A 16,080-nucleotide genomic window follows, 5' to 3' on the forward strand; every position below is an offset into this window, starting at 1 on the left:
GCGCATTCTTCGTGATCTCTGCGGTTATAACTATTTCTTTTCTAAAGTGACAATAAATGTCACCGGTGACTTTTATATTTGAGCCGTAATTCAAGCCAAATCAAAGAATCGTATTTTATGGATATTGTTTTAGTCAGTGCCGGACTCATCATCGGGGGCATAGCCGGGTATTTGATCGCTCATTTTAAATCCAAGTCTGAAAGCTCTCGTTTGGAAGAGCGGAATCACAATTTGGATGAGCAGCTTACCGAAACCGAGCAGAAATGGGAGAGGGAAGTTCAGGAATATGAAACCAAGCTAAGTAATCTTCATCAAGAAAAAGAAGCCGAGCTTAGCGAGGAACGAAAGCGAGCTAACGAATTAGACAAACAGCTTGCCGAGCGAAATGCGGAATACCGAAACCTGCAGGAACGGCTCAACGAACAGAAAAAAGAGCTTGCTGAAATGCAGGAGCAGCTCACCACGCAGTTCGAGAACCTGGCAAATAAAATACTGGAAGAGAAATCCGAGAAATTCACCAAGCAGAATAAAGAACAAATGGATCAGTTGCTGAATCCGCTGGGCGAGAAATTGGAGGCGTTCAAGAAGAAGGTGGAGGAGACGCATAAAGATGAAGTGGAAGCCCGCGGTTCCCTCAAACAAGAATTGAAGCATTTGATGGAGCTGAATCAGAAAATGAGCGAGGATGCCAAGAACCTCACCAAAGCATTGAAGGGAGATTCCAAATCTCAGGGGAATTGGGGCGAAGTGATCCTTGAGCGGATTCTGGAAAAATCGGGTCTTACCAAAGGGCGAGAATATCAAACCCAATACTCGGTAACCACGGAAGAAGGAAAACGCCTTCAGCCCGATGTTGTGGTACACCTGCCTGATGAAAAATTCCTGATCATTGATTCTAAAGTGTCACTAACGGCTTACGAAAAATTTAGTTCAGCGGATGATGAGGTAGATCAGGAACGGTTTTTGAAGGAGCACGTTAATTCCATCCGGACGCATGTAAAAGGACTTAGTGCAAAAGATTACCAGCAAATTCATGGAGAAAAAAGCCCGGATTTTGTACTGCTTTTCATCCCGATTGAACCGGCTTTTGGAACCGCGCTTCAGTACGATTCCAATCTCTACTACGAAGCTTTCGATCAAAATATCGTAATTGTGAGTCCTTCAACTTTGCTTGCTACATTGGCGACCATCGACAGTGTTTGGAAGCAGGAATATCAGAATAAAAATGCCATGGAAATTGCCAAACGCGGCGGTGCGTTATACGACAAGTTTGTGCTTTTTGTGGAAAGCATGAATGACATCGGTCAGCGAATTCGCCAAACGCAGGATAGTTACGACGAAGCCATGAATCGACTTTCAATCGGTTCAGGTAACTTGGTTCGTCAGGCCGAAATGATTCGGAAACTGGGAGCTAAAGCTTCCAAACAGCTTCCCGAGGGATTGGTGGAAACGGATGAATTGGATCAGATTGAGGAATAGCTGCTAATCCTCCGGCGGCATCGTGCCAAATACCCGATCCCAAAGTGTGGTAGAGATCCCAAATGCTTTTTCGGGATATTTATAATGATGCAAGGCGTGATGTTTGTAGTTTGATTTCAAATACGAAGGCACCGGGGTTACATGGGTTTTGTAGTGAATGCGGGTATATAACAAATACCCGGTGATGAAACCCGGTAGAAATAAATACACGTAATTTCCCATCAATAGGAAATACACCAGGAATAATAAGCCAAGGATCATAAGTCCCGGAACCGGAGGCATAATGATGCGTTCGGTATCTCTTGGAAACTCATGATGAATTCCATGCAGGGTGTAAGCCAACTTTTGGGCAAATGCTGACTCCGGGAAATACTCATCAATATGGAACAAATAACGGTGAGCGAAGTATTCAAAGAGGGTCCAAAAGAAAAGAGCACCGGCAAAGATGGCAGCTCCAACCCAAAATTGGTCAACTCCGGAACGTTGTACTCCAATGGCCAGCAGTACTAGCCCAAGTAATGAATACGTAATGGCGGATATATAGGGCGGCGATTTGGTCAAAGGTTCTAAAAATGAATTTTCAAAAAGGATACCCTGACCGTTGTTTTTGATCTCTCTGTCCATGCTAATTGTGGTTAATTCCCGTTGAATTTTAAAATCCCTCTGTGATCCGAAGGTTCCATAAAATTAATAAAAGAGCAAACTTATATGACTTATGATGGAAGATGTGCTGAAGAAGAAAAGAAGAACGAAGTCAACCGGAAGTAAGAAATATTTGAAAATTATTGGCGGGGTATTCCTTGGCTGGTCATTTTGGTTGTTGATGATAGTCCTATTGCTAAGATGGATAAACCCACCTTTTACAGCTTTTACGCTTCAGGAAGATTGGGAAGAAATAGGCAAGGAACGGTATAATTTGCGCCAAACCTGGGTTCCTTACAAAGAGATCCCGGATCATTTGAAACTGGCAGTAGTAGCGTCTGAAGACCAGCGATTTTATGAGCATTGGGGACTTGATCTTTCTGCGATTGACAAGGCACTTGAGGAGAAAGAGCGAAAAGGCCGGATACGTGGCGCAAGTACGATTACCCAGCAAGTAGCAAAGAATTTATTTTTATCGCCTGCACGCAGTTATTTTCGGAAGGGAATAGAGGCAGGAATTGCGGTATTGATTGAAGTTATGTGGACCAAACAACGAATTTTGGAAGTGTATTTGAATACAGCGGAATTTGGCCCGGGTATGTTTGGAGTAAATGCTGCTTCGAATTTTTATTACGGAAAATCAGCTTCCCGGCTTACTCCAAAAGAAGCAGCAAGAATGGCTACAGTTCTGCCAAATCCAAAAATCATTGAACCGGTTCCGGCTTCAGAATATGTACAAGAACGAAGCCATTGGATCCTAAAAAACATGGAACAATTAAGTGGCTTGGCATTTTTACCCAAACCTTTGCCTGAAAATGAGCCGGATTCACTTCTTTATTCTGCAGATTCTTTAATGATCCCAATTCTTAACGATTCTATTCCTATTATAAACATCGCTGATTCTACTGCGCTTAAAAAGATAGAAAGTATCCATCCTTTTTAGCACTCTGATCTGTAAACATTCTTTTATCCTCTCATATGCAGGTATCAGGAAAACCCCCACAGTTAAGCAGGGTAGTTCTCTATGCAATGTTCCTTAATGATTAAGTATGCTTAAAGGCATTAAAGAACCAAAAACAGTTTTGGGTTTACATTAAGCTTGAAAATATAAACGAGGGAAACAGGGATGATGGAATTTTCAAAGCACAAACTTGAAAAGTGGGAAAGTTACGGGTTGAGCAATGATTTAATCACAGTGTACAAAAGCTTTTTGAATCAGGAATCGAATAAGCGCTATTATACCGAATATTTTAAGAGTCTTGAAAGTCTGGTCAAATATCAAAATCAGTGGGATGAACTTGCAGAAAGTGTAGGTAATCCATTATTGCTTAGCAGTTGGTTTACAGCCGGGGCGAAGGCATTTGAGATGAATAGCCAATTGATGTTCTTAACTATTATGGGAAATAATTTATCTGCCGTAGCACCGATGGCGCTAAAAGGCAAAGTAATTCCTCATCTGGAAATACTAGGGAGTTCGATCTTGAGAGAACCCACCGGGTTTTTATATGACAGTAAAAGTGCTCTCGATTTACTCATTAAAGCCCTGTTGGATACAAAAATGCCAGTCTACATACGGGGATTATACAACAAAGCTCCGGAAGCTATACTGCTTGAGGAGAAATTAAAAGTGCAATTGTCTGTAGAATATTCTAAAGAGTATGCACAAATTCCGTATGTAGCTATTCAAGAAAATTGGGATTCGTTTGAGCAAAGATTATCACCCAGAAGAAGATCCAGTTTCAGGCGGTTACAGAAGAAGGTAGAGAAAACTGGCGAAGTGCAATTCGATTTTGTAAAACCCACAGAGAAAAATTTTGCCAGATATCTTGATGAAGTACTAAAAGTTGAGTCGGCTAACTGGAAAGGAAGGATAGGTACAGCTATTGCTACACATCCCACGCTGAAGATATTTTTTAGTGAATATGGACGGAAAATGGCTAAAAAAGGACTGCTTAGGTTAAACTTCATGCGGATAGATGGAAAAGCCATTGCCGTTCATTTTGGAGTTGAATACGACAATCGTTTGTGGCTCTTGAAGATCGGGTATGATGAGGAATGGTCATCATACTCTCCGGGTATCTTGTTAATGCATCATGTGGTTCGGCATTGTTTTGAATGTGGACTGGAAGGTGTGGAATTTTTAGGAAATGATGACGACTGGCTACATATATGGGCAACGGGAGTGCATGAATTGGTTTCGTACAGCATCTATCCAAAATCAATAGAAGGAAAACTTGTAAAGCTGCAAGATAAGTTGGCTGTGTATTATCACGATACGTTAAACCATGGCATGTATAAATGGAAAGGGGTTAAAAAGCACCATGTTAGAAAAGTTGAGACATAGAGTGGTATCAAGAATTGCCTCAAGGCATGTAGCCGGCAATAAACTACAAGATGCTTTAAAGATCTGTGCATGGGCAAACTCGAGAGGCTACAATTATATTCTTTCAGCTTGGCAAAATGGAGAGCTTACAGAACTTTCTGAGGAAGACAAAAACAAGAATATGGAGAGCTTTATTTCGGCACTGACCTCTGTGAAAAAAAATAGCGGCAATGCCTACCTTTCCATAAAGCTGGATGCTCTTGGCTACGATTATGCCTTGTTTTATGAACTTTTAGAAATGGCTAAGGCTGCAAGGGTACGCCTTCACATCGATTCGCTGGCTCCCGATTCCTGCGATACAAATTTTAGGTTTTTGGAAGATACTTCCGACTACCATGATTTTCTTGGTTGTACTCTGCCTTCGCGCTGGAAAAGGAGCCTCGATGATGCGGACAAAGCAATAGATTTAGGACTATCGGTTCGTCTGGTGAAAGGGCAGTGGGAAGATCCTTTCAACAAGATCGACAGCAGGGATAACTATTTGGCGCTGGCAGAAAAATTAGCAGGCAAGGTGCCTTACATTGGCATTGCTACTCATGATAAGAAATTAGCCGAGCAAACAATTCAGTTATTAAAGGGTAAACAAGATCACTTTGAGTTAGAACAGTTCTTTAGCCTCCCTTTGAATGGTATATCGTTGGCAAAAAAATATTCAGTTCCTTATCGGCTTTATATATCGTATGGGCACCCTGCCATTCCATACAACTATCGGTTTGCTATGACTCGTCCGGCTCTCGGAGTCTGGATGGTATCCGATTTTGCCTTTCATTTCAAAAAACCCTGGGCCGGCAACGGACTGGCACACTAATCATTTGTTCCGATCGCTAATATTCAAACATATTCCAGGGTTGGCCGGTGGGTTTTGGTGCTTTGAAGATCATGAGTTCTTTGGTGGTGGGATGCTCCAGCTCTAACTTCACCGCTCGCAATGCTATATCTTTTCCCTGGGCTTCCTGTGGATTTCCATACTTGTGATCGCCCCACAACGGATGCCCTTCTTTTGCAAACTGCACCCGAATTTGGTGCGGACGACCGGTTATCAGATCAACTTCAATCACGCTAAAGTTGGTGTTCGTTTTTATGGTGATAAACTTCAAGCGTGATTCCTTGGCTTTACCTTTTGGGGATTTATAGGCTTTCACAATGTTGGACTGGTTGTCTTTTTCCAAAAAATGAACCAATTCTCCGAAAACGGGAGCTTGTCCTTGTACAAGGGCCCAATATGTTTTGTTGATGGTTCGCTTACGAATCTGGTAGGAGAGACGGGAAGCCGCTTTGGATGTTTTCGCAAGCACCATCACTCCACTCACCGGTCGATCAAGCCGATGTACCAGTCCCAGATACACATTTCCCGGTTTGTTGTATTTTTTCTTGATGTAAGCCTTGCACAAATTAAGCACATCGGGATCTCCTGTGTGATCTTCCTGGGAGAGAAGTCCGGCTGGTTTATCGATCACCAACAGGTGATTGTCTTCAAAAATAATGGGGATGTTGGGAGAAGTCTGTGTTGTTTCCATATCTCAAAATTAGGCATTATAAAAACCAAGTGTGGGGAGATTTGCCACGAAACCGCCAAAACAGAACAATAAACAGAATGGCATGCAAACGAACGGAACGCGGATGCCGCTGATCTTTCGGGTTAACCCGGATTTTTTTCTAACTCATTTAATCAGCGTCATCCGCGTTCCATATAATTGTAGCCAAAGAAAAACTATTCATCTCATACATCCATCATCAAAAATCTTTTATCTTTGAGCCATGAGTAACGAAGGACAAGTCAATCTCTCCGAAAAAGTCGCCAATTTGCCTACATCTCCGGGCGTATATATCTACAAAGACACTAACGATTCGGTGTTATATGTAGGAAAGGCTAAAAAGCTCCGCAACAGGGTGCGCTCGTATTTTCAGGAATCGCGCCCAGCAGATGGACGTATTAAAACCATGGTCTCTAAGATCGACGATATTGAGGTTTTTGTAACCGACTCCGAAGCCGAAGCGCTCATTCTGGAGAATAATCTCATCAAGCAGTATCAGCCACGGTATAATATTATGTATCGGGATGATAAGTCGTACCCGTATATCTGCATCACCGATGAAACCAAACCGCGCGTATATCCAACCCGAACCGTGGTGAAAGATGGCAGTAAATATTTTGGTCCTTATGATAATGTAGGCGCTATGAAGCGCATGCTGGAAACCATCCGAAAAGCATTTGGGCTTTGCACGTGTGCTGTCTCTCAAAAGAATATCGACAAGACGAAGAGCGTCCCAAACTGGCATTCCTGCTTTGATGATTACCTGGAAAATTGCTCTGGGGATTGGGATGAGGAAGTGTATCAAGCCACCATCAAAAAAGTAGAGCGGATGCTGAATGGGCAAACCGATCAGCTGATTCGCGAACTGAAAGACGAAATGCAGATCGCCTCCGATGCATTGGCTTTTGAAGAAGCCGCACAAATCCGCGACAGCCTTGAAGCTGTGGAGCATTACAGCCAGAAGATGAAGATGGTGGTTTCGAAGAAAGTGGATCGCGATGTGTTTGCCATACGTAAAGACGAGGAGATCGGCGAAGCCTGTGGCGTGTTATTCAAAGTGCGGGAAGGGAAGATGATCGGGAAGTTTCACCGGTTCCTGAAAAATATAAACGGACTGGGAATGGGAGAGATGCTGCAATCTTTCGTGGAAGATTATTATACCGGTCAGTATATGGCAGCCATTCCAGATGAAGTATATTTGAGTCATAAGCTACCTGAGACTGAACCCTTGGAGCAATATTTGGAGCAGGAACGCGGGAAGATCGTGCCGGTTAAAGTGCCCAAGATCGGTGAGAAAAAGCAGCTCATTAAAATGGCTCAAGCCAATGCGAAATTGCACCTAAATGAAAGGGCACTTGAAAAAGCTAAAGCCGAACGCGACCGAATTCCCCATGCTGTGAAAGAATTGAAAGAGCACCTGAAGTTAAATCGACTTCCCCGAAGAATAGAATGTTTTGATAACTCTAACTTGCAAGGGTCTGATCCGGTAGCTTCCATGGTTTGTTTTGTGGATGCCAAGCCTCGTAAAAGTGAGTATAAGCGGTTCAACATAAAAACCGTAGAAGGACCAGACGACTTTGCTTCTATGAAGGAAATCCTTACGCGCCGTTATTCCCGAGTGATGAAAGAAGGGTCTCAAATTCCCGATCTCATCATTGTGGATGGAGGAAAAGGTCAGCTCAGTTCAGCGGTTCAAGCCTTAAAGGAAATTGACTTTTATGGAGAATGCGAGATCATAGGATTGGCGAAAAGACTGGAGGAAGTATTTTTGCCCGGTATGAAAGACCCGATCATGATTCCGAAGAAATCTTCTGCGTTGAAATTATTGCAACAAGCCAGGGATGAAGCACATCGATTCGCTATCACTTTTCATCGCCAAAAAAGAGCTAAACGAACGGTTAAAACAGAGTTGTTGGATATAGATGGAGTAGGAGAAAAAACAGCTCAAAAATTACTTATGGAATTCGGCTCCGTGAAAAAAATCAAACAAGCACACAAGAAAGAACTGCAGGAAGCCGTTGGAAAATCGGTTGGTGAAAAAGTGTACAACTATTTTGATAAATAAATCGTCATTAACAAAATTTAGACCTGTTTATTTCGATGTTAGCACCAGTCACATTAACATGTGATTTTAAAAAATGGCGGTCGATATTATTGTATAGGAGACCGTTTAACATTGACGGTTTGAAACGCTCATTTAAATCTGGTTGTTTTGGAACATAGAGTGATTAGTCCGATTCAAGCTTTTATGAGCTTAATCCCAAATTTAGGGTGACTATTATGAAATTGATCAAAAGACACGTTGAAAAGCCAAGTTACAAAGACTTAAAAGACAGAGAGCTTGTTAAATTATTTCGAAAAAATAATGACGAATCCGCGTTTAATGAACTCATGAATCGTCATCAACAAAAGATCTATTCTTATATTTACAGCATGGTGATGAACCCTGAAATAGCTAACGATCTGTTTCAGACTACGTTCACCAAAGTAATTACCAAAATGGATGATACGTATAACGAACAAGGTAAATGGATTGCCTGGGTGATGCGTATCGCTCATAATGCTACTATTGATTATCTAAGAAAACAAAAGCGCTATATCGACGTTAGTGGATGGAGTGATGAGGATTCTTCAACCGATTATTTTGATCGGATGGAAGATGAAAGTAATGTAGATGCAGACGAACAGTTGGTGGAAACAGAAACACGCTCAAGTTTGATGAATCACATTGCTAAACTTCCAGAAGAACAGCGCACGGTTGTTTTGTTAAGGCATTATTATGAAATGCCCTTTAAAGAAATTGCAGAACTTACTGATGTGTCGATTAACACGGCATTAGGTCGAATGCGTTATGCACTCATAAATCTGAGAAAGTATTTTGAGGAAGAAAAAGAAGAAGAGCTAAAACATGCACAAGGATGAAAACAACGCTATCCGTTATCTGATGAAGGAAATGGATCCTTCTGAAGAAATGGAATTCGAAAAACGTATGCGTGAGGATGAAAATTTACTGATTGAAGTGGAGAGTTTGAGAGCTACCAAACGAAAGCTCTCAAATCTTCCTTTAAAAAATCCTCCTAAACATATAACTCAAAACATCGCGAATGATTTAAATAAGCTACAGTCTAAGAAAATAATAACTTCATTTGATGTTACTTCTTATCTAAAACTCGGGGCAGCTGCTATTGTTCTTTTAACAGGGCTTTCCGGTGCTCTCTATTATTATTCTCTTTCCCCACAACAGAAAGTGCAACCTACTGTACAGTCAGCCGGGCAAATAGAACCTTGGGTTGACCGTAACGAAGTACTTCGGTTTCAAATTGGTTCACAAACCGCTGAAGGTGAAGATATCAAACAAGATTTCAGTCAAAGCTATGAGAAGCTTCAATTAGTTAATGATCCCGCAATTAGTGGGTCTTCAGGTGGCATATTGTTGACCGGATCACCTAAGTAACTATTTATAAATATTGCGGATACTGTTTTATTGTGGATAACTTTACCTTTTAATGTGAATAAGTATTTTTGTATAGCAGTACACCTCGCTTTATATTAGAATTTGTTACAAAATAAATGGAAAGCATAAAGCAGGTTCATTAATGGGAAAAGTAATCTCAATCGCCAACCAAAAAGGTGGAGTCGGAAAAACAACAACAGCTATAAATTTAGCTGCAAGTCTTGCTGCTGTTGAGCATCCTACCTTGGTTATTGATATTGATCCTCAGAGCAATACGACAAGTGGTTTAGGCATTGATACGAAAACAGTTACCAACTCGGTGTACGAAATCATGATAGGAAGCACCGATATTAATGACACCATTAGACAAACGGAATTGGATTTCCTTGATTTAGTCCCTTCTCATATTAATTTGGTTGGTGCAGAAATTGAGATGATCGATCGTGAAGAAAGGGAACGGATTTTAAAGAAAGCTATCGAAAGCGTTCGTGATAAATACGATTTTGTAATCATTGATTGTCCACCATCCTTAGGTTTGCTGACTATTAATGCTTTAACTGCCTCAAACTCTATCGTAATTCCGGTACAGTGTGAATATTTTGCATTGGAAGGACTTGGGCAGCTTTTGAATACCATTAAAATCGTGAGGCAGCATTTAAATCCGAACCTAGATATTGAAGGAGTGTTACTTACTATGTACGATACCCGTACAAGGCTTTCTAACCAGGTTGCCGAAGAAGTAAAACGTTATTTTGATGATCGGGTGTTTAAAGCGGTCATAGCACGTAATATTCGTCTTGCGGAAGCTCCAAGCTTCGGTAAGCCGGCGCTTTTATACGATTCTACCAGTGTAGGTGCAAAAAATTACCTGGCATTAGCACGTGAGATCATCAAGAAAAATAAGAAGTTATTTAAGGACAGCCCGGTTCTTAGCGATTAAGAAAGATTTTAAATTATGGCTACCAAAAAAGTTTTAGGACGAGGCTTAGGAGCTTTTTTCCCTGAGTATCAAGAAGAAGGAGAATCATCAGGAAAAGATGAAAAGAGGCAGGGAGTAGAGAAAACTGTTGTTCAACCGGAAGAACATGTTAATATAGTACTTGATGTTCCTGTAGAGCATATTCGGAAGAATCCGCATCAGCCCCGAAAGGAATTTAATGAGGAAAAATTGGACGAGTTGGGTGCTTCCATCAAAAAGCATGGACTCATTCAGCCTATCACCGTCCGGTATATTGGTGAGAAGCGCTTTGAGCTTATAAGTGGTGAACGGCGTTTGCGAGCAGCTAAATTGGCAGGGCTGAAAGAAATTCCGGCCTACATCCGCGAAGCCGATGATGAGCAAAGTATGGCCTTTGCGTTGATTGAAAATATCCAACGAGAGCAATTGAATCCATTGGAAGTAGCTCTTGGCTATAAACGCCTTTTGGAAGAATTTGAATACACTCAGGCTGAAGTTGCTGAACGGGTAGGAAAGAACCGAACCACCGTAACCAATATGTTGCGGTTGCTTAATTTGCCTGATTTTATACAATCTGCATTGAAAGCCAATAAGATTTCAATGGGCCATGCACGGGCTCTGATCACGATAGAGGATGAAAAGGTTCAGAAAAAAATTCTCGATAAAGTGATCGAAGATGGGCTTTCAGTTCGGCAAATTGAAGATGCTGTTAGAGATGTTTCGACCCCTTCAAGGTCAAAGAGTAAGACCTCAAAACCTGAACCATCGAATCCGTTTTATGAAGAAATTTCCTCAAGATTGCGTAAAACGTTTAGTACCAAGGTTAATGTAAAACCGAAAAAGAAAGGTGGAGAGATCCGCATAGAATATTATTCTGATGATGACCTGGAACGCATTCTCAACATATTTGACTCGATGGATTAGTCTCGTTTGTCTGATCTTGTTGATAAGTTCAAGCCGGGGAGTTTCACAGAACCTGAGTTTTGGTTCATCATTGACTTCTTCTGCAGACTTTAAATATTCTATTAGGAATGACAGTACGGATGGGCAAACTCAGAAATACCCGAACCCCAAAAAAGTACTGCGCCGTTCTCTCATTTTGCCCGGGTGGGGACAAGTGACCAACAAACAAGCTTGGAAAGTACCGATTGTGTATGGTTTATTGGGGGGGTTGGTATATTACAGTATGTATAATCATGATTTGTACACAGATTATAGGGCCGCTTTTTATAATCTTAACCCGAATACCCCGGATGACAATCGCTTTGGGCCTACACCGGATTATATAAGTGAAAATGCAAACTTGAATTCATTAAGAGATAGCAGAAATTTCTATAGAAATCGAAGAGATCTCACATTTGTGATGGTTGGACTGGCTTATGCACTCAATGTAGTTGATGCCTATGTATATGCACATCTCCGGCCCTTTGATGTATCGGATGATTTGTCTTTAAAAGCAAGGGTCACTCCGGGAACATTGATGGCTGTTAATAATCAGCCGGTACCGGCTATTTCAATATCAATAAAATTTTAAGGCAGAAAAGTAAGAATGGATCAGGAAACAACACGAGAGTTTCAGAAGAAACCTAAGATGGACGGTTTTGACCGTGATATCTGGAGCATCTTTAAAGTAATGGGAGAATTTGTAGAGGGATATGATAAATTGTTCCAGATAGGTCCCTGTATATCAATATTTGGTTCTGCCCGCACCAAGCCGGATGAACCCTATTATAAGCTGGCAGTTGAAACAGCTGATAAGATCACTCAAAAGGGATTTGGGATCATCACAGGAGGTGGTCCGGGAATAATGGAGGCAGGAAATCGTGGTGCTGAGCAAGCAGGGGGGAAATCAGTGGGATTGGGTATCAGTTTGCCATTTGAACAAGGTACAAATCAATATGTGAACCCTGATTTTACCATTAACTTCAATTACTTCTTCGTTCGGAAAGTGATGTTTGTAAAATATGCGCAGGGCTTTGTGGTCTTTCCGGGCGGTTTTGGTACCTTGGATGAACTGTTTGAAAGTTTGACTCTTATCCAAACCCGAAAGATCGATCGTATTCCTATCATTTTATTTGGGAGCGAATACTGGGAAGGATTAGTAGACTGGATGGAAAGAACTATGAAGCAAAATGGAACGATATCAGAACAAGATACAGACTTATTTCATATTACAGATTCTACAGATGAGACTGTTGATATTATTTGTGATTTCTACAGTAAAAAGGAACCTATGCCCAATTTTTATTTTTAAAAACAGGAACATCTGCTACCGGGTATAGGTTAAAGCAAATAATAAAACCGACAAAAATTCAGTTATAATTTTAAATTCAGCCTCAGAATTTATTAAATTCGATGCTGCAACAAATCAAAAAACAAAATAGATATGAAGGTTTTAAAACAAATTTCACTGGCTTTGTTTGCCACTTTACTGGCGATCCCTGCTCTTGCACAAACTCAAGCCGAAGCAATTACTGCATTTAATAAAGGTTACGAAGAAGCAAATGCAGGAAATTATGATGCAGCAATCGAAGCTTACAGAGAAGCCCTTACCATAGCTAATCAGTTAGGTCCTGACGGAGAAGACGTTAAACAAAAAGCCGAAAACCAAATTCCGGTGGTTTACTTCAAGAAAGCGGCTACTGTCTATCAAAATTTTCAGCGTTCCAGATCTGTAGAAGACCTCAACGCAACTATTGCGGCATTTGAAGAAACAGTAAAGGTTGGAGAAGAATTTAATGACCAACGAGTAGTACCTCGAGCCAAAGGAAATATTCCACGACTTTACTATTCCAAATCTGTACTTCTTTATGGTGATGGAGATTATGCCGGAGCCACAGAAGCTGTGGATGAAGCCATCAACAGAAACCCTAATTATGCAACTGCTTATTATCACAAAGCAAAGATTGTGAAGAAGCAAGGGGACACCGATGGTGACGGAATCATGGATGACAAAATCGATGAAGCAATGCAATGGTACGACCGTGCCATTCAGGTTGCCGAGACACAAGGAGATGACGAAGTTGCTGACATGGCTCGCGAAGCTGCGCACGATGAATTGCTTGCTGTAGGAACAAGAGCATCTGAAGCCGGAGATACTGAATATGCGATCGAGATATTGACACAAGCTCTTGATTACAATAATGAATCTGCAAATGTGTACTACCGATTATCAGAAGCTCATAATAAAGCGAGTAACCCCAATAAAGCGGTAGAAAATGCCAACAAAGCATTGACTTTTGAAACCGGCGGTAGAACCGATAAAGCTAAAATTTATTATGAACTTGGTTTTGCCCAACAAACTCTTGGCAACAAATCAGCAGCATGTGATGCATTCAGTAATGCATTGTACGGCCCATTTAAGTCTCCTGCTGAACACAAAATGGAGTTTGAATTGAAATGTGATTCAACAGCTGATTAAAGTTATTTTATCTTAGAATTAAACCACGCTGATATAATATCTCAGCGTGGTTTTTTTATGTCTATTATTTTTCAGAATAAATGATAATCAACTGTATCTTTTCTTTTATAGAAAATCTCGTTTTTCCTATCTTCTGCGACATTTCTAACTCACATTTTTCAACCTAATAAAACATAATGCCCGCTTCAAAGCTAGATCAGTTGTGCGTAAATACAATAAGAACCCTCTCAATGGATGCTGTTCAAAAGGCTAATTCAGGACATCCCGGAATGCCAATGGGAATGGCTGATGTAGCATACGTTCTTTGGACAAAGTTTCTAAAGCAAAATCCCAAAAACCCAAAGTGGGACGATCGAGATCGTTTCATACTTTCTGCAGGTCATGGTTCGATGTTGTTATACAGCTTGTTGTATCTTACAGGTTATGATTTGGGTCTTGATGAGATTAAGAATTTTCGTCAAATGGGAAGTAAAACCCCCGGGCACCCTGAATATGGAATGACTCCCGGGGTTGAAACCACAACAGGGCCACTTGGGCAAGGTTTTGGTACAGGAGTAGGAATGGCGATGGCTGAAAAATTTCTATCTGCAAAATTCAATAGGGAAGGCCACACTATAGTTGATCATTACACCTATGCGATTGTTAGTGACGGTGACCTGATGGAAGGTATTTCTCATGAATCAGCATCTATGGCAGGCCATATGGGTTTAGGAAAAATGATCTATTTATATGATTCTAACCGTATTTCCATTGAGGGGTCAACAGACCTTACCTATACCGAAGATGTAAAGAAAAGGTTTGAGGCATATAACTGGCATGTGCTTGAGATTGACGGTCATGATCATGATCAAATCGCAAAGGCCATTAAAGAATCTCAGGATGAGACCGAAAAGCCATCCATAGTGATTTGCAGAACCCATATAGGTTTTGGAAGTCCCAATAAACAGGATAGTGAATCCTCTCATGGTTCGCCCTTGGGAGAAGAGGAAATAAAGTTAACCAAGGAGGCGTACAATTGGCCTTCTGATGAGACTTTCCATATACCGGAAGAGGCTTTGGAAGTGTTCAGGAAAGAAGTCGTGAAAGGAGAAAAAGCCGAGAAAGAATGGGAGAAGGCTTTTAGTAAATATGAAGAATCTTATTCTGAAGATGCAGATTTGTTTAAGGCTTGGACGAATCGTAAAATCACTTCCGAATTGGTACGTAATCTTCCAGTTTTCCCGGAGGATGAGAAAGGAATGGCAAGTAGGGCTGCTTCAGGGAAAGTAATAAATGCGATCAAGGATGTGGTTCCCAACTTAATTGGGGGCTCAGCCGATTTAGGAGGAAGCACTAAAACAGATATAGATGGTTATGGTTCCTATATCGTAGATAGTGCAACAGGACGTACCATTCATTACGGGGTTCGTGAGCATGGCATGGGAGCCGCCGTAAATGGGATGGCCTTACACGGCGGAGTAGTTCCCTATGGTGCTACTTTCTTTGTATTTACCGATTATATGCGTCCTGCAATTCGTTTGGCAGCTTTGATGAAAGTTCCTTCTTTATTTGTTCTTACGCACGACAGTATTGGGCTCGGTGAAGATGGCCCAACTCATCAACCTGTTGAGCATTTAGCGAGTTTGAGAGCCATGCCAAATACGACCGTTATCAGACCCGGAGATGCTAACGAAACTTCTTATGCGTGGAAAGCTGCATTGAACAATGCTGAAGGCCCTACTTTGTTAGTTCTTACCCGTCAAAACTTACCAACACTGCCCCGCAGCGAAAATAATAATGCCGGTCTTGTAGAAAAAGGGGCTTATATTTACGCAGATTCTAAGAATTCTACCCCTGATGCAATTTTAATAGGAACCGGTTCCGAGCTTCACCTTGCGGTACTTGCACAGGAAATGCTAGCCGGTAAAGGAATAGATGCCCGGGTGGTTAGTATGCCAAGCTGGGAACTGTTTGAAAAGCAGGATGAGGATTATAGATCTGCTGTTTTCCCGGAATCGGTAACAAACAGAGTTGCAATCGAAGCCGGTTCAACATTTGGCTGGGAACGCTATGTCGGAGATGAGGGAACTGTAATTGGGATAAACTCTTTTGGAGAATCAGCTCCTTATGAAGAGCTATTTGCTCATTTTGGAATTACCTCAGAAGCTATCGTAGAAGCTGCCTCTGAATAAATAGAAATTGTTTTAAAAAGCTGTTTCAATTTTAAAC

General features: G+C 41.3%; 15 protein-coding genes. 13 read left to right on the forward strand and 2 right to left on the reverse strand.

The annotated features are described in order from the left end of the window. The first annotated feature begins 117 nt into the window (after positions 1–117). Positions 118–1,479 (forward strand): DNA recombination protein RmuC, encoded by a 1,362-nt coding sequence (locus tag B151_RS0102740; protein WP_020402065.1) that lies wholly within the window; start codon positions 118–120, stop codon positions 1,477–1,479. 3 nt (positions 1,480–1,482) lie between these two features. Here the strand turns inward: B151_RS0102740 and B151_RS0102745 are convergent, their stop codons facing one another. Further along, positions 1,483–2,103: a sterol desaturase family protein gene (locus tag B151_RS0102745; protein ID WP_020402066.1), complete on the reverse strand. Its 621-nt coding sequence runs from the start codon at positions 2,101–2,103 to the stop codon at positions 1,483–1,485. A 91-nt stretch (positions 2,104–2,194) separates the two neighbouring features. Here B151_RS0102745 and mtgA point away from each other — a divergent pair, with 91 nt between their 5' ends. The 3 genes from mtgA to B151_RS0102760 all read left to right on the forward strand — a co-directional run bounded on the left by mtgA (position 2,195) and on the right by B151_RS0102760 (position 5,312). After that, on the forward strand, positions 2,195–3,064 hold the full coding sequence (mtgA, locus tag B151_RS17760; RefSeq protein ID WP_020402067.1) for a monofunctional biosynthetic peptidoglycan transglycosylase: 870 nt from the start codon (positions 2,195–2,197) through the stop codon (positions 3,062–3,064). Positions 3,065–3,247: 183 nt separating this feature from the next. Then, positions 3,248–4,465: a GNAT family N-acetyltransferase gene (locus B151_RS0102755; protein WP_083909851.1), complete on the forward strand. Its 1,218-nt coding sequence runs from the start codon at positions 3,248–3,250 to the stop codon at positions 4,463–4,465. Further along, a complete protein-coding gene (locus tag B151_RS0102760; RefSeq protein ID WP_020402069.1) occupies positions 4,443–5,312 on the forward strand; it encodes a proline dehydrogenase family protein in 870 nt (289 codons plus the stop codon). The genes B151_RS0102755 and B151_RS0102760 overlap by 23 nt, the downstream gene beginning before the upstream one ends. Before the next feature lie 16 nt (positions 5,313–5,328). On the opposite strand, the gene B151_RS0102765 is transcribed toward B151_RS0102760, so the two are convergent. Next, positions 5,329–6,021, reverse strand: coding sequence for an RluA family pseudouridine synthase (locus B151_RS0102765; RefSeq protein ID WP_020402070.1), 693 nt, complete (start codon positions 6,019–6,021; stop codon positions 5,329–5,331). Between the two features lie 241 nt (positions 6,022–6,262). Here B151_RS0102765 and uvrC point away from each other — a divergent pair, with 241 nt between their 5' ends. The 9 genes from uvrC (at position 6,263) to tkt (ending at position 16,043) form a co-directional block, all read left to right on the forward strand. Next, positions 6,263–8,104 carry an excinuclease ABC subunit UvrC gene (uvrC, locus tag B151_RS0102770; protein WP_020402071.1) on the forward strand — a complete coding sequence of 614 codons (1,842 nt, stop codon included), beginning with the start codon at positions 6,263–6,265 and terminating at the stop codon, positions 8,102–8,104. Between the two features lie 215 nt (positions 8,105–8,319). Next, positions 8,320–8,961: an RNA polymerase sigma factor gene (locus B151_RS0102775; protein ID WP_020402072.1), complete on the forward strand. Its 642-nt coding sequence runs from the start codon at positions 8,320–8,322 to the stop codon at positions 8,959–8,961. Beyond that, on the forward strand, positions 8,948–9,493 hold the full coding sequence (locus B151_RS0102780) for a hypothetical protein (RefSeq protein WP_020402073.1): 546 nt from the start codon (positions 8,948–8,950) through the stop codon (positions 9,491–9,493). The genes B151_RS0102775 and B151_RS0102780 overlap by 14 nt, the downstream gene beginning before the upstream one ends. Positions 9,494–9,635: 142 nt before the next feature. Next, positions 9,636–10,433 carry a ParA family protein gene (locus B151_RS0102785; protein ID WP_020402074.1) on the forward strand — a complete coding sequence of 266 codons (798 nt, stop codon included), beginning with the start codon at positions 9,636–9,638 and terminating at the stop codon, positions 10,431–10,433. Between the two features lie 15 nt (positions 10,434–10,448). Beyond that, entirely contained in the window at positions 10,449–11,375 is a 927-nt protein-coding gene (locus B151_RS0102790) for a ParB/RepB/Spo0J family partition protein (RefSeq protein WP_020402075.1), read from the forward strand. Further along, entirely contained in the window at positions 11,359–11,985 is a 627-nt protein-coding gene (locus tag B151_RS0102795; protein ID WP_245550349.1) for a DUF5683 domain-containing protein, read from the forward strand. The genes B151_RS0102790 and B151_RS0102795 overlap by 17 nt, the downstream gene beginning before the upstream one ends. A gap of 15 nt (positions 11,986–12,000) precedes the next feature. Continuing rightward, a complete protein-coding gene (locus tag B151_RS0102800; RefSeq protein WP_020402077.1) occupies positions 12,001–12,705 on the forward strand; it encodes an LOG family protein in 705 nt (234 codons plus the stop codon). A gap of 132 nt (positions 12,706–12,837) precedes the next feature. Continuing rightward, complete coding sequence (locus B151_RS19310; RefSeq protein WP_020402078.1) at positions 12,838–13,872, forward strand: tetratricopeptide repeat protein; 1,035 nt, start codon at positions 12,838–12,840, stop codon at positions 13,870–13,872. 176 nt (positions 13,873–14,048) lie between these two features. After that, positions 14,049–16,043 carry a transketolase gene (tkt, locus tag B151_RS0102810; RefSeq protein WP_026166434.1) on the forward strand — a complete coding sequence of 665 codons (1,995 nt, stop codon included), beginning with the start codon at positions 14,049–14,051 and terminating at the stop codon, positions 16,041–16,043. Positions 16,044–16,080: the final 37 nt, after the last annotated feature.

The organism is Gracilimonas tropica DSM 19535 (genome assembly GCF_000375425.1).
Lineage (GTDB): Bacteria > Bacteroidota > Rhodothermia > Balneolales > Balneolaceae > Gracilimonas > Gracilimonas tropica.